At 44.0% G+C, this 21,326-nt stretch carries 17 protein-coding genes; 11 read left to right on the forward strand and 6 right to left on the reverse strand.

The genetic code is table 11. The features are described 5' to 3' along the window. Positions 1 to 8 precede the first annotated feature (8 nt). On the reverse strand, positions 9 to 749 hold the full coding sequence (locus JFC07_RS08760) for a serpin family protein (RefSeq protein ID WP_227678287.1): 741 nt from the start codon (positions 747 to 749) through the stop codon (positions 9 to 11). A 102-nt stretch (positions 750 to 851) separates the two neighbouring features. On the opposite strand from JFC07_RS08760, the gene JFC07_RS08765 reads away from it, so the two are divergent. Next, the gene (locus JFC07_RS08765) at positions 852 to 1,361 is read left to right on the forward strand and encodes a hypothetical protein (protein ID WP_068403484.1); all 510 of its coding nucleotides are present in this window, start codon (positions 852 to 854) and stop codon (positions 1,359 to 1,361) included. 655 nt (positions 1,362 to 2,016) lie between these two features. Here the strand turns inward: JFC07_RS08765 and JFC07_RS08770 are convergent. Further along, complete coding sequence (locus JFC07_RS08770) at positions 2,017 to 3,741, reverse strand: isovaleryl-CoA dehydrogenase (protein ID WP_102076573.1); 1,725 nt, start codon at positions 3,739 to 3,741, stop codon at positions 2,017 to 2,019. Positions 3,742 to 3,831: 90 nt separating this feature from the next. Between JFC07_RS08770 and JFC07_RS08775 the strand changes: the two genes are divergently transcribed. Then, entirely contained in the window at positions 3,832 to 4,635 is an 804-nt protein-coding gene (locus JFC07_RS08775; RefSeq protein ID WP_102076572.1) for a PaaX family transcriptional regulator C-terminal domain-containing protein, read from the forward strand. Positions 4,636 to 4,715: 80 nt separating this feature from the next. On the opposite strand, the gene JFC07_RS08780 is transcribed toward JFC07_RS08775, so the two are convergent. Beyond that, positions 4,716 to 5,726, reverse strand: a complete 1,011-nt coding sequence (locus JFC07_RS08780; RefSeq protein WP_102076571.1) for a hypothetical protein — start codon at positions 5,724 to 5,726, stop codon at positions 4,716 to 4,718. A gap of 254 nt (positions 5,727 to 5,980) precedes the next feature. Here JFC07_RS08780 and JFC07_RS08785 point away from each other — a divergent pair, with 254 nt between their 5' ends. From JFC07_RS08785 to acnD, 5 genes are all read left to right on the forward strand, one after another. Then, positions 5,981 to 6,958: a LysR substrate-binding domain-containing protein gene (locus JFC07_RS08785; RefSeq protein WP_068404719.1), complete on the forward strand. Its 978-nt coding sequence runs from the start codon at positions 5,981 to 5,983 to the stop codon at positions 6,956 to 6,958. Between the two features lie 339 nt (positions 6,959 to 7,297). Then, the gene (locus tag JFC07_RS08790; RefSeq protein ID WP_198328867.1) at positions 7,298 to 8,596 is read left to right on the forward strand and encodes an NRAMP family divalent metal transporter; all 1,299 of its coding nucleotides are present in this window, start codon (positions 7,298 to 7,300) and stop codon (positions 8,594 to 8,596) included. A gap of 383 nt (positions 8,597 to 8,979) precedes the next feature. Next, positions 8,980 to 9,870: a methylisocitrate lyase gene (prpB, locus tag JFC07_RS08795; protein ID WP_144297896.1), complete on the forward strand. Its 891-nt coding sequence runs from the start codon at positions 8,980 to 8,982 to the stop codon at positions 9,868 to 9,870. 108 nt (positions 9,871 to 9,978) lie between these two features. After that, positions 9,979 to 11,118: a bifunctional 2-methylcitrate synthase/citrate synthase gene (gene prpC / locus JFC07_RS08800; protein ID WP_198328868.1), complete on the forward strand. Its 1,140-nt coding sequence runs from the start codon at positions 9,979 to 9,981 to the stop codon at positions 11,116 to 11,118. A gap of 267 nt (positions 11,119 to 11,385) precedes the next feature. Beyond that, complete coding sequence (gene acnD / locus JFC07_RS08805) at positions 11,386 to 14,019, forward strand: Fe/S-dependent 2-methylisocitrate dehydratase AcnD (protein ID WP_198328882.1); 2,634 nt, start codon at positions 11,386 to 11,388, stop codon at positions 14,017 to 14,019. 110 nt (positions 14,020 to 14,129) lie between these two features. Here the strand turns inward: acnD and JFC07_RS08810 are convergent, their stop codons facing one another. Continuing rightward, positions 14,130 to 14,420, reverse strand: coding sequence for a type II toxin-antitoxin system RelE/ParE family toxin (locus JFC07_RS08810; protein ID WP_198328869.1), 291 nt, complete (start codon positions 14,418 to 14,420; stop codon positions 14,130 to 14,132). Between the two features lie 17 nt (positions 14,421 to 14,437). Beyond that, positions 14,438 to 14,659 carry a TA system antitoxin ParD family protein gene (locus JFC07_RS08815; RefSeq protein WP_068404729.1) on the reverse strand — a complete coding sequence of 74 codons (222 nt, stop codon included), beginning with the start codon at positions 14,657 to 14,659 and terminating at the stop codon, positions 14,438 to 14,440. A 100-nt stretch (positions 14,660 to 14,759) separates the two neighbouring features. Between JFC07_RS08815 and prpF the strand changes: the two genes are divergently transcribed. The 4 genes from prpF (at position 14,760) to JFC07_RS08835 (ending at position 20,338) form a co-directional block, all read left to right on the forward strand. Next, positions 14,760 to 16,013 carry a 2-methylaconitate cis-trans isomerase PrpF gene (gene prpF, locus JFC07_RS08820; protein WP_198328870.1) on the forward strand — a complete coding sequence of 418 codons (1,254 nt, stop codon included), beginning with the start codon at positions 14,760 to 14,762 and terminating at the stop codon, positions 16,011 to 16,013. Between the two features lie 153 nt (positions 16,014 to 16,166). Then, positions 16,167 to 18,014 carry an ABC transporter ATP-binding protein gene (locus JFC07_RS08825; RefSeq protein ID WP_068404733.1) on the forward strand — a complete coding sequence of 616 codons (1,848 nt, stop codon included), beginning with the start codon at positions 16,167 to 16,169 and terminating at the stop codon, positions 18,012 to 18,014. Positions 18,015 to 18,090: 76 nt separating this feature from the next. Then, entirely contained in the window at positions 18,091 to 18,681 is a 591-nt protein-coding gene (locus tag JFC07_RS08830; RefSeq protein ID WP_198328871.1) for a GNAT family N-acetyltransferase, read from the forward strand. Between the two features lie 139 nt (positions 18,682 to 18,820). After that, positions 18,821 to 20,338, forward strand: a complete 1,518-nt coding sequence (locus JFC07_RS08835) for a bifunctional 2-methylcitrate dehydratase/aconitate hydratase (protein ID WP_198328872.1) — start codon at positions 18,821 to 18,823, stop codon at positions 20,336 to 20,338. Positions 20,339 to 20,401: 63 nt separating this feature from the next. Here JFC07_RS08835 and JFC07_RS08840 read toward each other — a convergent pair whose 3' ends face one another. Then, positions 20,402 to 21,157 carry an SDR family oxidoreductase gene (locus tag JFC07_RS08840; RefSeq protein WP_198328873.1) on the reverse strand — a complete coding sequence of 252 codons (756 nt, stop codon included), beginning with the start codon at positions 21,155 to 21,157 and terminating at the stop codon, positions 20,402 to 20,404. Between the last annotated feature and the right edge of the window lie 169 nt (positions 21,158 to 21,326).

Genomic DNA, 21,326 nt, shown 5'->3' on the forward strand with positions numbered 1-21,326 from the left:
CTGCGTAATCAAAATCTCCCAAGTTTATATATACGGGATTGACGGCAGGGGTCACTATCTTTTGCGAGCAGCTCAGGAATCATCTGCTTGGTATGTTTGGCAATGGTCTTATTGATAGTCTGACGGGAAGGTTCAGGACTGTTTTTAAAATCAAGAGTGGTGACTTTACCACCGTAATAGCGCTGCACCGTATCCAAATAAGTTTGATTGGGGCTCAAGCCTTGATGTATCCATAAGTCATTAACCGTGCTTAAGTCATAATTTGAATTGGGTTTATTAAATTGATTGTAGAGCGCGGCCCTATTGGGATTAAGGATAGCTGGCGTTGGATAATGAAAGGTCTTTTGGATTTGCTGCTTTGTTTCACCCTCTGCTGCGGCATAGAGCATAGCCATGGCAGTGGACAAGCTATAGGGCGAGAAGAAGATGTTTTTATCTGATTGTGCAGGTTGCTTATTTATCTGCTGATACAGATCAATAGCGAATTGATTGTTGGCATTAACGACTTGCTTGATACCTTCAGGCGTTGAAGCAGAGTCGTCAGCAGCGATATAGTTCTTATCAGTCTTTGGGGTTGAAGGGTTCTCAGTCTTGCTAACTACAGGTTTTTCGGCTGCCGCTTTTATCAGTTGATTGTCAACCAAGCTATTATTACAACCAGCGATTGCCAGTAAACTGCCTAAAGCAAGCATACCCATGCTGAGCTTAATCGTAGGCTTTTTATAAATGTAATAGTTACGGTTTTTCACGGCGCTGTACCTCTTTATAATTCGGATGATGTCCTGATTATATACAAGGGTTTAGGCTGATTTAGTAAACATATGCTAATAAATTTAAGGATGATATTTCAGATGAATACAGTGTATAAGGACAGCCATAAGCTTAAAAAATACTTAATCATATTTTTAGCAATCTTAATATCAGGTTGTATGACACCTTCAAAAAACATGATGAATAAAGCCACTAGTGAGAATAAAGTCCTGAAGACTGAAATAGAGGATATCTCTAATATATTAACACCGACATATGCAGATATATTTACATACCCTTTTGATCCTGAGGAACCCCAGTTAGACATGGGGGTCGGTGGACGATTGGTTGTAATAGAGGGTTGTTTATTAATAGAGTCAAGTGATGGCATGTTTTCTACGCCTATACTGCCTGAAGGAGTGACCTATTGGGATAAAGGTAAAGGCATTGTCTATATTTATGACAGAGGCTTTTTAATAGGTAATATTATTCGTTCAAATGGTATTGCTTTAGATAGTCAGTTTCAAAAAGTACAAGATATTTTTATATCAAAAGCGAAGCCCTCGTGCCTCAAACGTAGCTCAATATTGTTCGGCACTAAATTTGACTAGCAGGCAAATCAGCTTAAGAGGTCAATTATAAAGAGAGAGTGCTTTACAAAAGCCAAGTAGTGAAAGTGCTTTGCCATGTATGAAAAACTCAAATACTCATTTCAAGTATCTACTGAAGAATCAGAAGTATAATTCATTGATATAAATGATGATTTATTCACTCTAACCAAGAAGCAATCAGCAAGAATTGTGCTAATATCGCTACTTTTTCAGTATGGCTGGTTTTCTCATTTTGTAATGAAAAACCCCCTTAAATAAAAAAGCTAGGAGAATGAATGAACGATCATCTTGATTTTTTAGCGTAATTCAGTGTCTCAGTTGAGACTCCTAATAGTTTAAATTAAAGTTGTTGTACTCAGGCTATGTCACATACCAAGGTTCATGAACCACTTATTTTTATATTAACTATAGGTCATTGTTTTTAATAGAAAATTAACTCTTTTAAATCGTGAACCTAAATTTAGGTAGCCATAAGTTAAATAAGCATTATAGAAGGGTTGCTAGCTATAGGTTCTTATTAAGAGGTTTTCGTTAAAGGATAAGAATTTAAAAAGCCGCTGATGCCACACAATGCTATTTGTTGTGCCGCATCATGGCTTTAACTATAAAATCTCTATACTCGAAACCATCTTATCTTTTCCAGTCTTTATTAACGTTAGCCAATCACACTCTCGTTATCAGTCATTGTTGCCGCTAATGACTGCTCTAAACTTTGCTGCAAGTTTTGCAATGCTTCGGTTGCGCCAGCAGCGCGCTTTATCAGCAGATCTATTGGCGCATCAAGACTTAATGTTCCAAAGGCAAGTCCATGCTCGCCTGTAAGCCGTGAACGACAAAATGCCTCTGCAATCTCTGGATGAGCGCTTGATAATAAAATTGACGCCTGCAGCATCAATGACAAGCGCTCAACCACGTAGCGACTGCGAAACTCTAAGGTCTCAATGCCATCAAAGCGTCCTGCTAATAGGCTAAGCTCGGCATCAAAATGCAGGTTTTTGCCAGCCGATTTTTGTAGCTCGGCGAATAGCGCATCATGGGTTTCAGGTTCTTTGTTTAAAGCGCGCAGCACATCTAGACATTGCACATTGCCACTTCCCTCCCAAATGGAGTTTAAGGGCGCTTGGCGGTAGAGACGCGGCATGATATTTTCTTCAACGTAACCATTACCACCTAGGCACTCTTGCGCTTCATTAATAAGCACGGGCGTGCGTTTGCATATCCAGTATTTGCCAATCGCGGTAGCAATGCGTGCAAGGGCGGCTTCATGCGGGTCGCTTTCTATCATGCCTACCGCGCGCGCGATGCGCATCGTCAGCGCCAATGCCGCCTCCGACTCTAGCGCCAAGTCAGCAATCACATTGCGCATAATCGGCTGGTCAATGAGTAACTTACCAAAGGCTTCACGCTGACTGGTGTGATGAATGGCTTGTACAACCGCTTGACGCATTTGGGCAGCAGAACCAATCATGCAGTCCAAACGAGTCAGCGCCACCATTTCAATGATGGTGGCAATGCCGCGACCTTCGACGCCAACCAATTCACCAAAAGCGCCATGAAATTCGACTTCTGATGAAGCATTTGCCCAGTCGCCAAGCTTATCTTTAAGACGCTGAATACGAACGGCGTTTTTTGTACCATCAGGACGAAAACGCGGCACTAAGAAGCAACTTAGACCGTTTTCAGACTGCGCTAACACCAAATGCGCATCACACATTGGTGCTGAGAAAAACCACTTATGACCGATAATTTCATAAGTACAGTCTTCTTGGCGTGTTGCTCGCGTGGTATTGCGACGTAAATCGGAGCCACCTTGCTTTTCAGTCATGCCCATACCCATGGTACAGCCGAGTTTTTGTTCCATCGGCAAGCTACGTGGATCGTATTGTTGCGATAATAGCTTGGGTAGCCATTTCTCTGCAATTTGCGGCGTATGGCGTAAGGCAGGAATGGCAGCATAGCTCATCGACATCGGGCAACCAAAACCTGCCTCGGGCTGCGAGCCTAGATACATTACAGCAGCGCGCGCTACATGGGCGCTTTCGCGGTTTTCATTGCGCCAGGCAAAGTTATTCATCCCATACTTCACGCCAGCCGTCATAAGCTCATGATAGGCTGGATGAAACTCAACTTCATCTAAGCGGCGACCATAACTATCAAACGCCCTTAATTTAGGTGGGTTTTCATTGGCTAAAAATCCACTACCCATCATATCACCGCCAGTACGAGCGCCAAACTCGCTTAAATGATCTTTCGCCCACCCTGCTCCTTCGCGCGCGACCGCTTCCATCAGAGCTATATCTGTGAGCCAAGCGTTATAGTTCGCAAGCGTAAAAGGTTGATTATTGACTTCATGCGTATTAAATTGATTTGTCGCTGCCATAACTGCTATCTTCCTTGATTTTGGCTTATATATACTATTTTAAAACGCTTAGTATTACATTATACTGTTTATTTCGTCAAGGAATGTAATATGAATAACCCTAGTCCCCGTCTGCTCATTATGCGCTTGTTAACGGTAGCGGATAACCATACTCTTAATATTAGTGAAGCTATTTTGGCAGGCACGGTATTTGGTATCACAGAAAACAGCATTCGTGTCACTATGGCACGCTTAGTCCAAGCAGAGCTTGCTGAGGCAATCGCACCTGCGACTTATCGATTAGGCCCTAAAGCACAAAAACTAGGCGATGATGTGGCTTCATGGCATACGTCCAATACAAAAACTATGAAATCAGACGGTTCGTGGATAGCAGTAGCAACAGGTGGTTTGCCGCGCAGCGATCGCAAAATACTCCGCGCTCGTGACCGCGCTTTATCCTTATTAGGATTTCGCCAGCTGGATAAAGGACTATATATACGCCCAAATAATCTACACGGCGGTATAAATGGCGTGCGCAAACGTCTATTAAATTTGGGATTAGACGAAGAAGCCATCATCTTTAAGGCTGGTGATTTTGATGCGTTAAGACAAGAAAAGGCTTTGGCGCTGTGGTCAGATATGCAATTGGTAACACACTATAAAGAGATGTCTGCTCAATTGAATGAATGGTTAGCGAATAAGGATAATTTGAGCGCGGATACGGCTTTGCGCGAGGTATTTATGCTTGGCGATGCCGCTATCCGCAGTGTGATATTTGACCCATTATTACCTGCGCCTTTAGTAGATGAGACGGCACGGCAACAGTGTTTTGATACGGTACGGCGCTTTAATGATGAAGGCCGCCGTCTATGGTTAGCGTTTTTTGCGGCAAATACGGTGAAGATTGTGCAATGATTTTTAGGATGAGCGTAAGAATTAACAGATAAACGGTATCAAAACACAAACTTGTTGACCAAACCCCCTTTTATCTCAGCTTAGTCATTAGTCTCACGATACAAGGTACTTTGCGACTCTTGTCTAAAGTCCTCGTATGTGATCACAGGCTCAGGCGTCGATTCATCTTCTGAATCATTGATAGCAGCGGCTTGTTTATTATTAGCCCCTTTGACGTCAGTGTTTGCTATATTGGGCTGGGTATCTACCGTCGATTGATTGCTGCTATAGGCACTATTGTTTGCTGTATTTATGGTATTACTCTCGCTGTTATTGCTACCGTTCGACGTGCCAGCGTTATCAGATGCCACCACCTTAGATACAGGTGCAGGCGCTTTGGTTGACGTTGATAAGGCCCCCGTAAAAATAAGGGCCAGTACCACCGCAGCAATGAATAATGAGCCCACTATCATGCCAATAATGAGCGGTTTTTTGCTACTTGCCAGCTTTTTATTTTTTGAGAGGGTAAATGCGGTTGGACTTTGTACTACCAAACCGTCGTTATCTATGTTCTCATTAGTACTTTTAGAATCATGATCTTGAATGTTTTCATCGTTTTTAGAATGGTTTTTAGAAATGTGCTTGGCATCATCTAAAGAGTCTGTACTGGAAAAGGAGGCTTTTTCTTTTACCATAGCATCATGAGGTAGGTCAGCTTCATTGCTTGCTGTACCACTTACCTCTAGACGCTCATCTTCATCAAAGAAATTCAAATGAACGCCGGTACTTTTACTGCTCGTTCGCTGTAGGCTGCTCTCTGGTTGAAAATCCTCTTGCTGGCTGGCGAACAATTCTAGCTCTGCTGCGCTCAAAGGCTCGTATGAGGACAGTTTATCAGCGTTTTTTAGCAGTGCGAGCCTGCCGTTGCCGTTGCCGCTAATACTACTGGCTTGTTCGCCATCTTCATTGTCATTGCTGTCCACATTTTCGACACGCGTGATAAAGCGCTCATAGATATCGTTTTTACGCGAGCGTCTACGCGGCTTAGCATTAGCGATTTTAGCCAAATTTGCCTCTAGATCAGTGCTTTTCTTGCTTTTTTTGTCGCTCATGAAGAGATACCAGAACAGTGAATGCCACAAAAATTAGATGATTGCTAAAATTAAGGTATAAATGATTTTTTACGTTTTATCTATATAACTAATTTACATCAATTGTTTGCTAAATTGTAACACTATCGTTGCCACACAATATAGTGTGTCACTCCCTATCCTTCAAGTATAATTTTAGCTGGGTCGCTGCTATTTACATAAAATAGCTAACATATCTGATTAAATGAGCGTCATAAACAGGTGAGTATCATCATATGGATCTAAAACAGCTCAATGCCTTTATCGCTATCGCTGATCTTAAAAGCTTTAGCGCCGCTACTAGCAAGACGGGGTTGTCACAGCCGACGCTTAGCCGGTTGCTCAAGCAACTTGAAACCGATATGGGCGTAGAATTAATCGACCGCTATCATAGACCGCTCCACCTGACCGAAGCGGGTGCATTTTTTTACGATAAAATCAGCACCATTCTGACAGAGATTGATACCGTCACCAGTATGACCCAGCGCTTATCGGCGCCAAGTGCGGCTTTAAATATTGGCTTTGTACCATCGGTGCTGTACGGGCTATTACCTGAGGTTATCGCCAAGCTAAAGCAGTCTCATCCTGATATTGAGGTCAATCTCAAGGACATCAGTTCCTATCAGCAAATTCACGCCTTAAAAAGCGGTGATATTGATATTGGCTTTGGGCGTTTTGCGCATCAAGATCCGTGGATTCAGCAAATACTATTGCGGCATGAGCGTTATCTGGTAGCACTGCCTAAAGCACATCCGCTCGCCGATAGCGATGAGCAGCGTCTGATTGACTTGGCAAATAACCGCTTGATTTTATACCATCAAACCCATCTGCCTATTTCGACGACCGCGATACCTATTAAGTCTTCTAACGATCAGCCTTCTTTTGAGCCAGTCACTGAGCCTTTGCTGCATTTATTTGCCCAATATGGTATTTCACCATTTATGACCACCACCGTCAGTGATTTACAAGTGGCGCTCGGTTTGGTTGCCGCGGGCGAAGGCATTACTTTAGTCCCTGCCAGCCTAAAAACGGTGCGTACCGAGCAGATCGTTTATCGTCGCCTATTGCATGAAAATGCCACCTCTCCTATCTACCTGCATACCCTTAAAGACTTTATCCATCCAAAAATCCCCGACTTGCTTAGCGCGATTTATCAAGTCTATGAGCGCCGTGGTATCACTTATCGTAAGCAAAGTTTTACCTCGCAAGGGTAAAGTGCACGAAAGTACCGTGAAGCACTCTAAATCGTGCGAAATGGCAGCTATCGGCAGCGTATTATGGTATAAAGAACCGGCAAAAAAAACTTGGCGCTAACCCTTGATATTCATAAATTATTATGCTAACCATCAAGAATAGGTATGCAAACTATTAGTAATAATAATTAAAATAATCCTTATCTTGCTCAGCAGCAGTATGCTAAAGTCGATACAAGATGAATCGTTTTATGTTTATAGTTTAACTGCTATATATTGTATAAACCGTTTCTCTCATGATCACTGGCAAACTGACACAGGTAAGTGATGTTTTGCCGTTTTAACCATTTCGAGGTATTCATGACCACACAACCACTCAACACTCCAAGCGCCACCGACGATGGCGCAACTGGGCACGCTGTTCCCCAGCAAGAAGGATTTAGCTGGCGGATTTTTGGCCCCGGTATATTAATGGCGACTGCTGCTATCGGTGGTTCGCATCTGATTTCATCGACGCAGGCGGGCGCGCTATATGGCTGGCAGCTGGCGATTATGATTATTTTAGCCAACGTCTTTAAATATCCGTTTTTTCGCTTCGGCACCGATTATGTTTATGATACGGGCGAGAGTTTGATCGCAGGCTATGCCAAACGCTCAAAGGCCTATCTTTGGATTTACTTTATTCTCTCCATCCTATCAGCGGTGATTAGTACGGGTGCGGTGTCCCTAATAGCAGCGGTTATCTTAGGTTTTATGCTGCCCGCCTCTGTTCAGCTCTCAACCATGAGCTTGTCGATGATTATCGTAGCAGTATCATGGTTCTTCTTGATTGCTGGTCACTATAAGCTGCTCGATGGCGTGACCAAGTGGATTATGATTGCCCTGACCACAGCAACGGTCGCCGCGGTGGTCATTGCCGCTGGCAAGCCAACGGTTATGGTGACAGATTTTGTCGCCGCATCTCCTTGGAATCTTGCGACCTTGGGTTTCATTGTCGCACTGATGGGCTGGATGCCAGCGCCACTTGAGTTTGCAGCGATTACCTCGATGTGGACGTCAGCCAAAAGAAAAACCGACAACACCACTCACCGCCAAGGTTTGTTAGACTTTAACGTTGGTTACGCAGTGTCGGCTATTTTAGCCCTGTTTTTCTTAGCGTTAGGTGTGTTCGTACAATATGGCTCGGGTCAAGAGATTGAACTGGTCGGCGGCGCTTATATCAATCAGCTGATTAACATGTATACCGCCACCATTGGCGAATGGTCACGCCTACTGGTCGCCTTCGTCGCCTTTATGTGCATGTTTGGCACCACGATTACCTGCGCTGATGGTTACGGCCGCGCCAATGCCGAATGCTGGCGTTTGATTAAAGGTCAAAGTGAGATTAATAAAAAACAAATCGCTTTTTGGACCACTTATGCGATTGGTGGCGGATTGGTGATTATCACTTTCTTTACCGGACAATTAGGGGTGATGCTTAAGTTTGCGATGATATCGGCGTTTGTCTCGGCGCCTATTTTTGGTTGGCTTAATTATTCATTGGTTAAAAACCATAAAAAACTATCAATGGGTATGAACGCTTTATCCATTGCAGGTCTGATATTCTTGGCAGGTTTTGCGCTCTTGTTCCTTGCTAACCTTGCAGGATTTATTGGTTAAGCAATATTTACCATTAAGATTCTATGATAGAAGTAAAAAAAGCCCTTTTAGCCCTGCTATGAGGGCTTTTTATTGTTAAGTGATTATTTTTTTTAAGAGTTGACTGACAAAAAACCCAGCTATTTGTAACTAAATGTAAATTAATTAATATGGTAAAGATGACGACTTTAGTAATATGAATAACTATTATGATAAAGGTTTAAAAAATGGATATTACTATTCTACAATTGAATATATTTAATATAAGTAATCACTGTTTAAAGTAAGTTTAATATAAGCTTGAGAAACACCGCTTTGCAGACATGGATAATTGGGTATAATCAAGCACAACAATTTTATCCTTCATCACACGATAAGATTACCCTCCACGTAAGGACGACGATATGACCTCTTCAGCTGGCGCTCGCTTTCGCAGTGCAATAAAACAAAAAAATGATAACAACCAACCATTACAAATTGTCGGCGCAATCAATGCTTATACAGCGATGATGGCAACCCAAGTCGGTCATCAAGCGCTATATCTCTCAGGTGCGGGCGTGGCCAATGCCTCATTTGGTCTGCCTGATCTAGGGATGACCAGCCTTGATAATGTCTTAGAAGACGCACGCCGTATTACTGATGCAGTTGAGACGCCGCTATTGGTTGATATCGATACTGGCTTCGGCGGCGCCTTCAATATCGCTCAAACCATTAAAAAAATGGAAAAAGCTGGCGTTGCAGCGGTGCATATCGAAGACCAAGTGGCGCAAAAACGCTGTGGACATCGCCCAAATAAAGAAATCGTTAGTATCTCTGAGATGGTTGATCGTTTAAAAGCGGCACTTGATGCCAAAACAGACAAAGACTTTGTGGTCATGGCTCGTACAGACGCCCTATCTGTTGAAGGGCTTGATGCAGCGGTTGAGCGCGCCGTTGCTTTCCAAGAGGCTGGTGCTGACATGATTTTTGCCGAAGCATTGACTGATATTGAGATGTACCGTAAGTTTACCGACGTACTTGATATTCCAGTGCTTGCCAATATGACTGAGTTTGGTCAAACCGACCTTTATACCACTGAGCAGTTATATGACGTTGGGGTTGATATGGTACTGTATCCCTTATCAGCGTTTCGTGCGATGAATAAAGCGGCACTAAACGTTTATCAGCATCTGCTTGATGATGGTACGCAAGAGAAAGTCGTCGATACCATGCAAACGCGTATGGAGCTTTATGACTTCTTAAACTATCATGAGTTTGAGCAAACGCTAGATAAGCTGTTTGCCAATAGTAAATAAGCATTAAGTCAACCATAAGCAAAATCATCTACCTTTGGTTTTGCTTATTCACTTTTAGTCATCTTTATTTTTTAACTCAAAAAGAGCTACCAACAAAAGGAATTTAATATGGCAGCACAGAACCAATCAACAAAAGTATTGTCAGGCGCAGGTCTACGTGGTCAGGTCGCGGGCAAGACGGCACTATCGACGGTCGGTAAATCAGGCTCAGGTCTAACCTATCGTGGTTATGATGTGTCAGAGTTGGCCGATAAATGCGTCTTTGAAGAAGTGGCTTATTTGCTACTTTATGGCAACTTGCCAACCCAAAGTGAGCTTGATGCTTATCAGACTAAATTGAAAGGTTTACGCGGCTTACCTCAAGCATTAAAAGATGTGCTTGAGCGTATTCCTGCGGACGCCCATCCGATGGATGTATTGCGTACCGGCTGCTCAATGCTTGGTAACCTTGAGATGGAAACCGACTTCTCACAACAGAACGATAAAACCGACCGCATGCTAGCGGTATTCCCATCAATCATCAATTACTGGTACCGCTTTACCCACGACAATGTGCGTATCGAAACCGAAACCGATGATGATACGATTGGCGGTCACTTCTTACATCTGCTTAAAGGTGAAAAACCAAACGAGCTGCATACCAAAGTTATGAACGTATCGCTCATTCTTTATGCTGAGCATGAGTTTAACGCCTCAACCTTTACCGCGCGCGTGTGTGCGTCTACCCTATCTGATATCCACTCTTGTATCACTGGCGCGATTGGCTCATTACGTGGTCACTTGCATGGCGGCGCCAATGAAGCGGCGATGGATATGATTGAAGGCTTTACATCAGCCGACGAAGCTGAAGAAGAGATGATGGCAATGCTGGCGCGTAAAGACAAAATCATGGGCTTTGGTCATGCTATCTATAGCGAATCAGACCCACGTAACGTCGTTATTAAAGGTTGGGCTGAGAAGCTAGCCGCCGATGTTGGTGATGAAGTGCTTTATCCTGTTTCAGTTCGCTGTGAAGAAGTGATGTGGCGCGAGAAAAAACTCTTCTGTAACGCCGATTTCTTCCATGCCTCTGCCTATCACTTTATGGGCATTCCAACCAAACTGTTCACGCCAATCTTTGTTTGCTCGCGTCTAACCGGCTGGGCTGCACACGTGTTTGAACAGCGTGCGAATAACCGTATCATTCGCCCAAGTGCGGAATATACCGGTGAAGAGCTGCGCCCAGTACCAGAGATGAGTGCGCGTTAACTCGTCTTGAAATAATAATTTTTCTTAAAACAATATGTTTGTAGGGTGTGCTTCATCTTCATCTTCATCTTCATTTTTAGTAAAACAGCTGAAGACACGCCCTACAACTCCCTACCTTCAATGTTTAAAAAATTAACGCTTAAAAGTTTTTTTAGCAAAGTCTGATTTTATTTTGACGCTTTTACTAAAAAAATTTACCCCTTTTTAGCCTCATTGCAACCAGCCAACAGCCAAAGGTGACTTATGGACAACGCCCTCGTACAACCGATGAATGAACAATTTAAAAAACCATTACCCGATACTGATTTGTATTACTTTGACGCCCGTGAAGCGATTGAAAATATCGAAGCTGGCGCCTATGACAAACTACCGTTCTGCTCAAAAGTATTGTGTGAAAACTTGGTACGCCGCTGCCCACCAGAAGACTTAACCGCAGCCCTTAAGCAGCATATTGAAGGCAAGCAAGACCTCGATTTTCCGTGGTATCCTGCTCGCGTCGTCTGCCACGATATTTTAGGTCAGACTGCGTTTGTTGACTTGGCAGGTCTACGTGATGCTATCGCTGAGCAAGGCGGTGACCCATCAAAAGTAAACCCTATCGTACCGACTCAGCTTATTGTCGACCATTCACTAGCGGTTGAACATGCAGGCTTTGAAGAAAACGCTTTTGAGAAAAACCGCGCCATCGAAGAGCGCCGTAACGATGACCGTTTTCACTTTATCAACTGGTGCCAGTACGCCTTTGATAACGTCAACGTGGTACCGCCTGGTAACGGCATCATGCATCAAATCAACCTAGAGAAAATGTCGCCTGTGGTTCAGGTGGTTCAAAACAAGGCGGGCGAGAAGGTAGCATTTGCCGATACTTTAGTTGGTACAGACAGCCATACACCGATGGTTGATGCTTTGGGTGTGATTTCAATCGGTGTTGGCGGGCTTGAAGCTGAGAGCGTCATGCTAGGTAATCCTTCATACATGCGCCTGCCTGATTACGTTGGTGTCAAATTAACGGGTAAATTGCAAAAAGGCATTACTGGTACCGATTTGGTATTGGCAATGACCGAGTTCTTGCGTGATGCAGGGGTGGTATCTACTTATATCGAATTCTTCGGTGAAGGGGCACGCCAATTAAGCGTCGGTGACCGTGCTTCTATCTCTAATATGACCCCAGAATATGGCGCGACCGCTGCGATGTTTTATATCGATGAGCAAACTATCGACTATTTGCGTCTAACGGGCCGTAGTGAAGAACAAATCAGACTGGTCGAGCAGTATGCCAAGCAAACTGGTTTGTGGGCTGATGGCATGGAACATGCCATTTATCCACGCGTTCTTGAGTTTGATTTATCAAAAGTCGTTCGTAATATGGCAGGTCCTTCACGTCCGCATGCGCGCGTATCAACCACTGACTTGGTTGCTAAAGGCATTGCTCACGGTGAGGGTGATAAGCTACCTGAACCAAAAGATGGCTTAATGCCAGATGGCGCAGTGATTATTGCCGCGATTACCAGCTGTACTAATACCTCAAACCCGCGCAATATGGTTGCTGCTGGCCTTGTCGCCCGTAATGCAAATAAAAAAGGCTTATTGCGTAAGCCTTGGGTGAAATCGTCATTAGCACCTGGCTCAAAAACGGTCAAGATGTACTTAGAAGAAGCTGGCCTGATGCCTGAGCTACAAGAAATCGGTTTTGACGTGGTTGGCTTTGCTTGTACTACTTGTAACGGTATGAGTGGCGCGCTTGATCCTGATATCCAGCAAGAAATCATCGACCGTGACTTATTTACCACCGCTGTACTATCGGGCAACCGTAATTTTGATGGTCGTATCCACCCGTATGCTAAGCAAGCATTTTTAGCGTCACCGCCATTAGTGATTGCCTACGCTATCGCCGGTAACATTCGCTTTGATATCGAAAAAGATTCGTTAGGTAAAGATCAAGCTGGCAATGACGTGTATTTAAAAGACATCTGGTTTGATGACGATGAAGTTGATGCTATCGTCGCCAAAGCGGTGAAGCCTGAGCAATTTAACGCCGTGTATATCCCAATGTTTGATGAAGCCAAAAAAGACACCGGCAAGGCGCTAAGCCCACTGTATGACTGGCGCGAGATGACCACTTATATCCGTCGTCCGCCGTATTGGGAAGGCAAAATGGCGGCGATGAATAAGCTAAAAGGTATGCGTCCACTGGCGGTGCTTGGCGATAATATCACCACTGACCATTTGTCACCGTCTAACGCGATTTTGGGCGATTCGGCTGCTGGCGAGTACCTTGATACCATGGGCCTGCCTGCGGAAGACTATAACTCTTATGCGACTCATCGCGGCGATCACTTAACGGCGCAGCGTGCAACATTTGCCAACCCTAAATTGCTCAATGAGATGGTACGCGACGAGAACGGTGACGTAATTCAAGGGTCACTTGCTAGAGTAGAGCCAGAAGGTCAGGTCATGCGCATGTGGGAAGCGATTGAAACCTATATGAACCGCGAGCAACCGCTGATCATCATCGCCGGCGACGGCTATGGTCAAGGCTCAAGCCGTGACTGGGCTGCCAAAGGTGTACGTCTGGCTGGCGTTGAAGTCGTGGTTGCAGAAGATTTTGAACGTATCCATCGTCAAAACTTGGTCGGTATGGGCGCGCTCCCCTTGCAGTTTAAAGAAGGGGTCAATCGCAATACCTTAAATATCGATGGTACTGAAATATTCGATATCGAAGGCGAAGTATCTGCTCGTGGTGAGATGACGTTAGTGATTCATCGTAAAGACGGCACCGTCGATAAAGCACCTGTTATCTGCCGTTTAGATACCGCTGATGAAGTCAAAATGTATAACGCTGGCGGTATGCTACAACGCTTTGCCAAAGAGTTTATCGATGGCACGCTAGATATTGCGTAATCCGCATGGATTTTGAGTAATCAAAGAGCCGATGTTGTATAAATTATACGGCATCGGCTTTTTAATCTTTAGATATGAAAAATAATGAGCCTAGTGCTTTATAACGAGCATTAAAGTATTAATTTAACGTCCCGATAAGAGTTCTCATGTGGGCCAAACATTAACAAGGTAAGGACAAGTTGACCATCATCGATTTGATAAGCCAATAACGTTAACTGCTTTAGCATTTTAAACTTATAAATTCGTACTGATGATAAGTCACCTACCTTTTGCACACCTATATCAGGATGGTCAATGATGGCACGTAAAGCATCATCTAAATCAGCTTTCTGATTATTGTGCAATTTTTTAACGGCTTTTTTAAAACTATGCGATTGAATAACACTTAAAGACTGAGTCATTGTTTATCCAAAGTAAACTATCCAAATTCGTAGGGTTCAACCATACCAGCATCAACTTCTGCTTGCGCAATCAAAAGCTGACGAACAAATTCGTAAGACAGATCAGGGTTGTCTTCCATAATTTGTCCAATGGTAGCCCAATGCTCTATTTGCTTTGGCGGGGTACGATGTTGTGCTTTAGATATCGCATAGGCTTTATCAACCAGCGCCTTGTTAAGACGTATGCTTGCAGTGGACATAACTTTCTCCATATTCAAAATATTAATCCTTGTGGCATTTTACTACAAAAATAGTGTATTAACGACTCTCATCCTCATAAACAGATATAAGGAATAAGAAATGACCCAATCAACTTTAGAAAACACACCAAAATTTGCCCCACAAATCTCCGTCCCTGCCACTTATATGCGCGGCGGCACCTCAAAAGGTACTTTCTTTAAACTATCTGATTTACCAGAGCGCTGCCAAGTTGCTGGCAAGGCGCGCGATAATTTCCTTTTGCGGGTCATTGGTAGTCCTGATCCTTATGGCAAGCAAATTGACGGCTTGGGTAATGGTAGCTCTAGCACTTCAAAGACGGTGATTTTATCTAAAGCCAAGCAAGCAGATCACGATGTCAATTACTTGTTTGGGCAAGTCAATATCGCCAAACCTATGATAGATTGGGCGGGAAATTGCGGTAATTTAACCGCAGCAGTTGGTGCTTGTGCTATCAATATGGGCTTAGTTGATGCTGATAAAGTTACTAATAGTATTGATGACAGTAGTGAGAGTGGCATTTGCGAAGTACGCATTTGGCAAGAAAATATCAGTAAAACCATTATCGCTCATGTGCCTGTTTACTTAGATGCACAAGGCAAGGTACAAGTGCAAGAAACCGGCGATTTTGAATTAGACGGTGTGACCTTTCCTGCTGCCGAAGTAAAGATTGAATTTATCGACCCGGTAGATTCATCAAGCGATATGTTCCCCACGGGCAACCTAATCGATGATTTTGATGTGTCTGGCTGTGGTCTAAATACCGATAGCGTCAAGGCCACCTTTATCAGTGCCGGTATCCCAACCATCTTTATGAAAAGCGCTGATTTGGGCTTTACCGGTACTGAGCTGCAAGGCGACATCAATAGTAATAGCGAAACCTTAGCTAAGTTAGAGGAAATCCGTGCCAAAGGTGGCGTTGCGATGGGGTTATTTAAAGACGTCAGTGAAGCACAAAGTAGTCAACATATTCCAAAGATTGCTTGGGTTGCCCCTGCACAAAGTTATAGCGCCTCAAGTGGCAAAGCCGTTGATGCAGCAGACATTGACTTAGTCGTACGCGCGATGAGTATGGGACAATTACATCATGCGATGATGGGTACGGCAGCGGTGGCGATTGCCGCAGCAGCAACGACGCAAGGTACACTAGTCAATGAAGCGGCAGGTGGTAGCGAATTAGGTGAAGTGCGCTTTGGGCATCCATCAGGAACGCTACTCGTCGGCGGTAAAACCGAACGCGTGAACGGACGCTGGCAAGCCAAAAAAGTCTCCATGAGCCGCTCTGCTCGCCGTATTATGGTTGGTGAAGTTTTTGTACCAGCGGATGCTTTTTAATAACGACAATTTTTAGGAAACGAACTTAAAAGAAAATTAAAGGTAACAAGGTTTAAGATACTGCTTAAAGTCTTTATACTGGTGGTCGCTTATTATTATGAATAATAAGCAGTTAATACATGCCAATATCAAATTAAATAGCGCCTTAACCCTATGAGTACTCCGCCACGCCGTGTTCCTTTAGACATCAAGCCGCCCACCAAAAAAAAGGAACGGGGGGCTTTGCTGTGGTCGATTTTAAAAAGGCTCGGAGAGTTTGCAAGACCCTATCGCGGGCTTTTTATTTTAACCTTAATATTGACAGTGCTTGGGTCGTTTACCGCGCAGGTGAATGCCTTTGTCTTGCAATATACCATCGATACTTTGACCAATATTGTTGGTTTACCTGACCCATGGGTAGAAGGTATAAAATTACTGACGCTCATTAGCGTGATTTTATTGGTGAAAGAAGTCCTTAACGTCATCATTACCTTTGGTCAGCGCTATTTTGGTGAGCGTATCCGTATTAACCTATCGCGTGATTTGTCACAAAAGGTGGTTGACCGTATTTTGTCTTACAAAATGGCGTTTTATACCAGCGACGAGAACGCCAGCGGTAAGCTGCAAACCCGCATTGATTTGGGGGTCAGCAGTCTCACGCAATTGGTACAAAACTTCTTTATTGACATGCTGCCGCTGTTTGCCAGTGCTATCGTGTCATTAATCATTATGTTTAACGCCAATTTTTGGGTCGGTATGGTCGGTTTGATTATTGTGCCGATTTACTTTTTTGTCAGTCAGCGCCAAGCCAACCGTCTGCAAGGGTTTCGCAAACAAATGCGCCAATATCGCGAGACCAAAAGCGGCTTGGTGATTTCGATTATTGACTCTATCACGGTGATTAAATCCTTTGTGCGCGAGCCGATTGAGTCCGGTAAGCATTGGGACATCCAAAAGGATATGACCGCCAATCAGCTACGTATTCGCAGTATTGCGTTTATGTATAACGCTGGCAAAACCTTTATCGAGCAAATCGGCGTGGTGGCGATTATTGTCCTAACCTCATATTTTGTGCTCAACGGACAGATGACCATTGGCGCCATTATGTTCCATATCCTGCTGTTTCAAAACGTCGCTGCTCCCATTCGCGAATTGCACCGCATTTACGACCAAATTAATAATGCCCTCACCTATGCCGAAGGCTTCTTTGATATCTTGGACGATGACCAAGCAATTGAAAACGAAGGTAAAGTCAAATGTACCGATTTAAAAGGTCATATCGAGCTAAAAGATGTCAATTTCTCCTACCCCAATGGCAAGCAGGCGCTGCATGATGTGAGTTTTAATATTCATCCCAATCGTATCACCGCTTTGGTCGGATTAAGTGGCGCAGGTAAAAGCACGATTATTAATTTATTGGTCAAATTCTATGACCCAAGCAGCGGCACCATTTGTCTCGATGGGCGTAATTTAGAGGACTACAGCACCCATGACTTGCGTGAGCAAATCGGCTTAGTGCTACAAAAGAACCATATTTTCTCAGGGACGATCGCCGACAACATTCGTTATGGGGCGATGGATGCCACTGACGAGGAGATTATCGACGCGGCTAAACAAGCCTCTATTCATGAGCAAGTCGTTGGTATGCCTGAAGGCTATGACAGTGAAGCCAAACTACTCTCCGGCGGTCAGCAGCAGCGTATCGCGCTGGCAAGGATGTTTTTAAAAAACCCACCGATCGTATTTTTGGATGAACCAACCGCCAGCCTTGACGCCATTGCCACCCAGCAAATTAAGCACAGTCTAGATTTAATTAAAAAAGACCGTACGGTGATTATTGTCTCGCACAATATCTCGCAAATTATCGATGCTGATGATTTGGTGGTGATTGAAAACGGCCGTGTGATGGAGACTGGCACGCATGAGGAGCTTTATGCCAATCACGGTAAATACTATGAGATATTCAATGCCATGTCCGATAGTTTGAATTTAGATAAAATCAGTCAAACCTTAAATAGTTAATATAGGGCGAAATCGTTATAATGCTCAGTCTTTAAGACATTAAAAAACCCTTTAAATCGTTAAAAGCTAGCCGACTATGACCTGTGAATTTTCTATAAAAACCTTTGATGAGCTGACTACCGTTGATGTTTACCATATTTTAAAAGCGCGCTCACAAGTATTTGTGGTCGAGCAAAACTGCCCGTATCAAGACATGGACGAGGTGGATTTTGATTGTCTGCATCTGGTCGCCCATCAAGACGAAGCCTTGATTGGCTATTGCCGCATCATTCCGCCGCAATTTAATCATAAAAGATCCTCGGTTAATCCGTCAGGTCCGATACCGGCGATTGGCAGGGTTTTGGTGTTAGCAGAGCATCGCGGCTATGGCGTTGCCCGTCAAATGATGCTTGAAGCCATCAAATACTGCCGTAAAAAGTATGGTAAAAAAACCATCATCATCTCCGCGCAGACTTATTTGCTAAACTTTTACGAATCACTTGGATTTATCGTTGAAGGTGAACGCTACCTTGAAGACGGTATCGAGCATGTCACCATGGTTTTACCTGTCATTAAAAAAGTAAAGGTGAAAAAAGAAAGCTCGGGAATGGTGAGTAGTATTCTCAGTTTTTTGCTATTAATATTGGCACTTTTATTCATTGTCGGTTTGGTTTATCTCATGGTGTAACTTATGAAACGATAAAACAGTCTTACACGACTTCACTGTTGTTCGATATTGAGTATGTTATTTTTGATGCATCACTGATTGATAAATCATGTCGCTTATCAATCGCTCCAATATTGGACTCAAGGAAGAGGTAACGATTATGTCTACGACTCAAAACGCTACGGTAGAGAGCAATATCCGTCCAGAGTATGACGATGAAATTCAAAAAATCGCCGACTATGTGCTCAATTACTCTATCGATAACGACTCGCCCAATAGTGCCGATGCTTGGAATACGGCTCGCCACTGTCTGATGGACACCCTAGGCTGCGGACTGCTGGCACTGCGTTTTCCTGAATGTACCAAACACCTCGGACCCGATTGCGCCGATCAAATCACTCCTAACGGCGCGCGCGTGCCTGGTACGCCTCATAGACTCGACCCCATTAAAGCCGCTTTTGATATTGGCTGTATGGTGCGCTGGCTTGATTATAATGATACGTGGCTTGCGGCCGAATGGGGCCATCCCTCAGATAACTTAGGCGGAATTTTAGCAGTGGCGGACTATATCAGTCAGCAAAACGTCAGCCATAATAAAGACCCACACACCATGCGCGACGTATTAGAAGCGATGATTATGGCGCATGAGATTCAAGGCGTGCTTGCTTTAGACAATTCATTTAACCGTGTCGGGCTTGACCATGTGTTCCTCGTCAAACTCGCCTCAACGGCGGTGGTCGCCAAACTCTATAAATTACCACGCGAGCGTATCATGGCGGCGATCTCGCAAGCGATTGTCGATGGTCAAGCGCTGCGTACCTATCGTCATGCACCCAATGCTGGTAGCCGTAAATCATGGGCGGCAGGCGACGCCACCAGTCGTGCGGTACGCTTAGTCGATATCACTCGCCGCGGCGAGATGGGCATCCCGGGAGCTTTAACCGCGCCGCAATGGGGCTTTTATGATGTGTTGTTTAGCCATACCAATAAAGACCTAGCACTCAAACCTGCAGGCGAGCGCCGTTTTACCTTTCAGCGCGAGTTTGGTAGCTATGTGATGGAAAACATCTTATTTAAGATAAGCTTTCCTGCCGAATTTCATGCCCAGACCGCTTGTGAAGCAGCGGTTATTTTGCATCCTATGGTTGATGATAGAATCGATGAGATTGAAAAAATCGTCCTGACCACGCATGATTCAGCCATTCGAATTATCTCCAAAGAAGGCGCACTTGCTAATCCTGCCGATCGTGATCATTGTTTGCAATATATGGTTGCGGTGCCTTTATTGACGGGTGACTTGATGGCAGAGAACTATGAAGATGATTATCACGAGCAGCATCATATTTTGATTGATGGGCTGCGCCGTAAGATGGTGGTCGTCGAAGATGCCAATTATTCAAAAGATTATCACGACCCAAATAAACGCTCGATTGCCAATGCCATTCAGATATTCTTTAAAGATGGCAGCAGTACCGATAAAGTCGCTGTCAAATATCCTATTGGTCATAAGCGCCGCCGTGCCGAAGGCATCCCAGTACTCAAAGCAAAGTTTCGAGCAAGCTTGGCAACGCGCTTTATTGACAGTCGCTGCGCGGATATTTTTGCGCTATGTGATGATCAAAAGCGCTTAGAGCAAACCCCAGTCAATGAGTTTATGGATTTATTTGTCGCTAATTAATGTTAAAGCGTATAAATAGTTCAGCGCGTTTTTGTTTTTATAAATTGGGTTTTTACCAATTTTTTACCAAGCTATCGACTCACCTGCCCAATCGACAAAACAACCAGATTGGGCGGAAGTCATCCTATCAAGTACTTCTAGTAAACGCTCGGCGCTATAAGCTGGCGAGAACAGCTTTTCGTCAGCCACATTGCCCTGAAAAGGCGATGATAACTGGGTATCGACGGTGCCTGGCTGCATGACGACCACGCAGACATCCTTTAGCGACCGACTCCATTCAATGCTCAAATTTTTTATACCCATATTTAGTGCCGCTTTACTCATACGGTAGCTGTACCAACCGCCAAGCTGATTGTCGCTAATACTACCAACCCGAGCCGATATGGTCGCAAAAATCGCCGGCTTATCCGCATTGCGCTCGGCTTTAGCCAGTAGTGGCTTGATATGCTTGGCAATCAGCAGGCTGGCTAAGGCGTTAATCTGCATATTCTGTAAAAAGAAGTCCGTCTCCAATTGTCGTAGCGCTTTTTCTGGTTGATTATGCGGCGTATGCAATAGACCCACACAATTAATCACCCAACCAATATGAGTAGTTTGCTGCTTAATATCAGCAATGGCTTGCTCGATACTTTTCTCATCGCTGACATCCATCGGTAACCAATACAAATTATCGGCCGCAAAATTAGGCTGATTTGTATGATAAGTGGCAAATATTTTTCCACTGCTTTTATTATTAGCACTCATCTCTATCAGCTGTTTAACCATCGCTTTGCCGATACCACCGCTAGCGCCAATGATTAAATAGTTTTTTTGATTCACAAAGCACTCCTTATTATCATATATATGCATTCTTGCATTCATTTTGGCGTATTTACTTTACATTTACTATGCTAAAACGCTAAGAATAATAGAAGTTATCGCTATTCTATATAGGCTACAATAATCACTGACGGGTAAATACTCGACATCTATCAATTGAGATGTCTAA

Origin of the sequence: Psychrobacter faecalis (assembly GCF_016107575.1) — a bacterium.
GTDB lineage: Bacteria > Pseudomonadota > Gammaproteobacteria > Pseudomonadales > Moraxellaceae > Psychrobacter > Psychrobacter faecalis.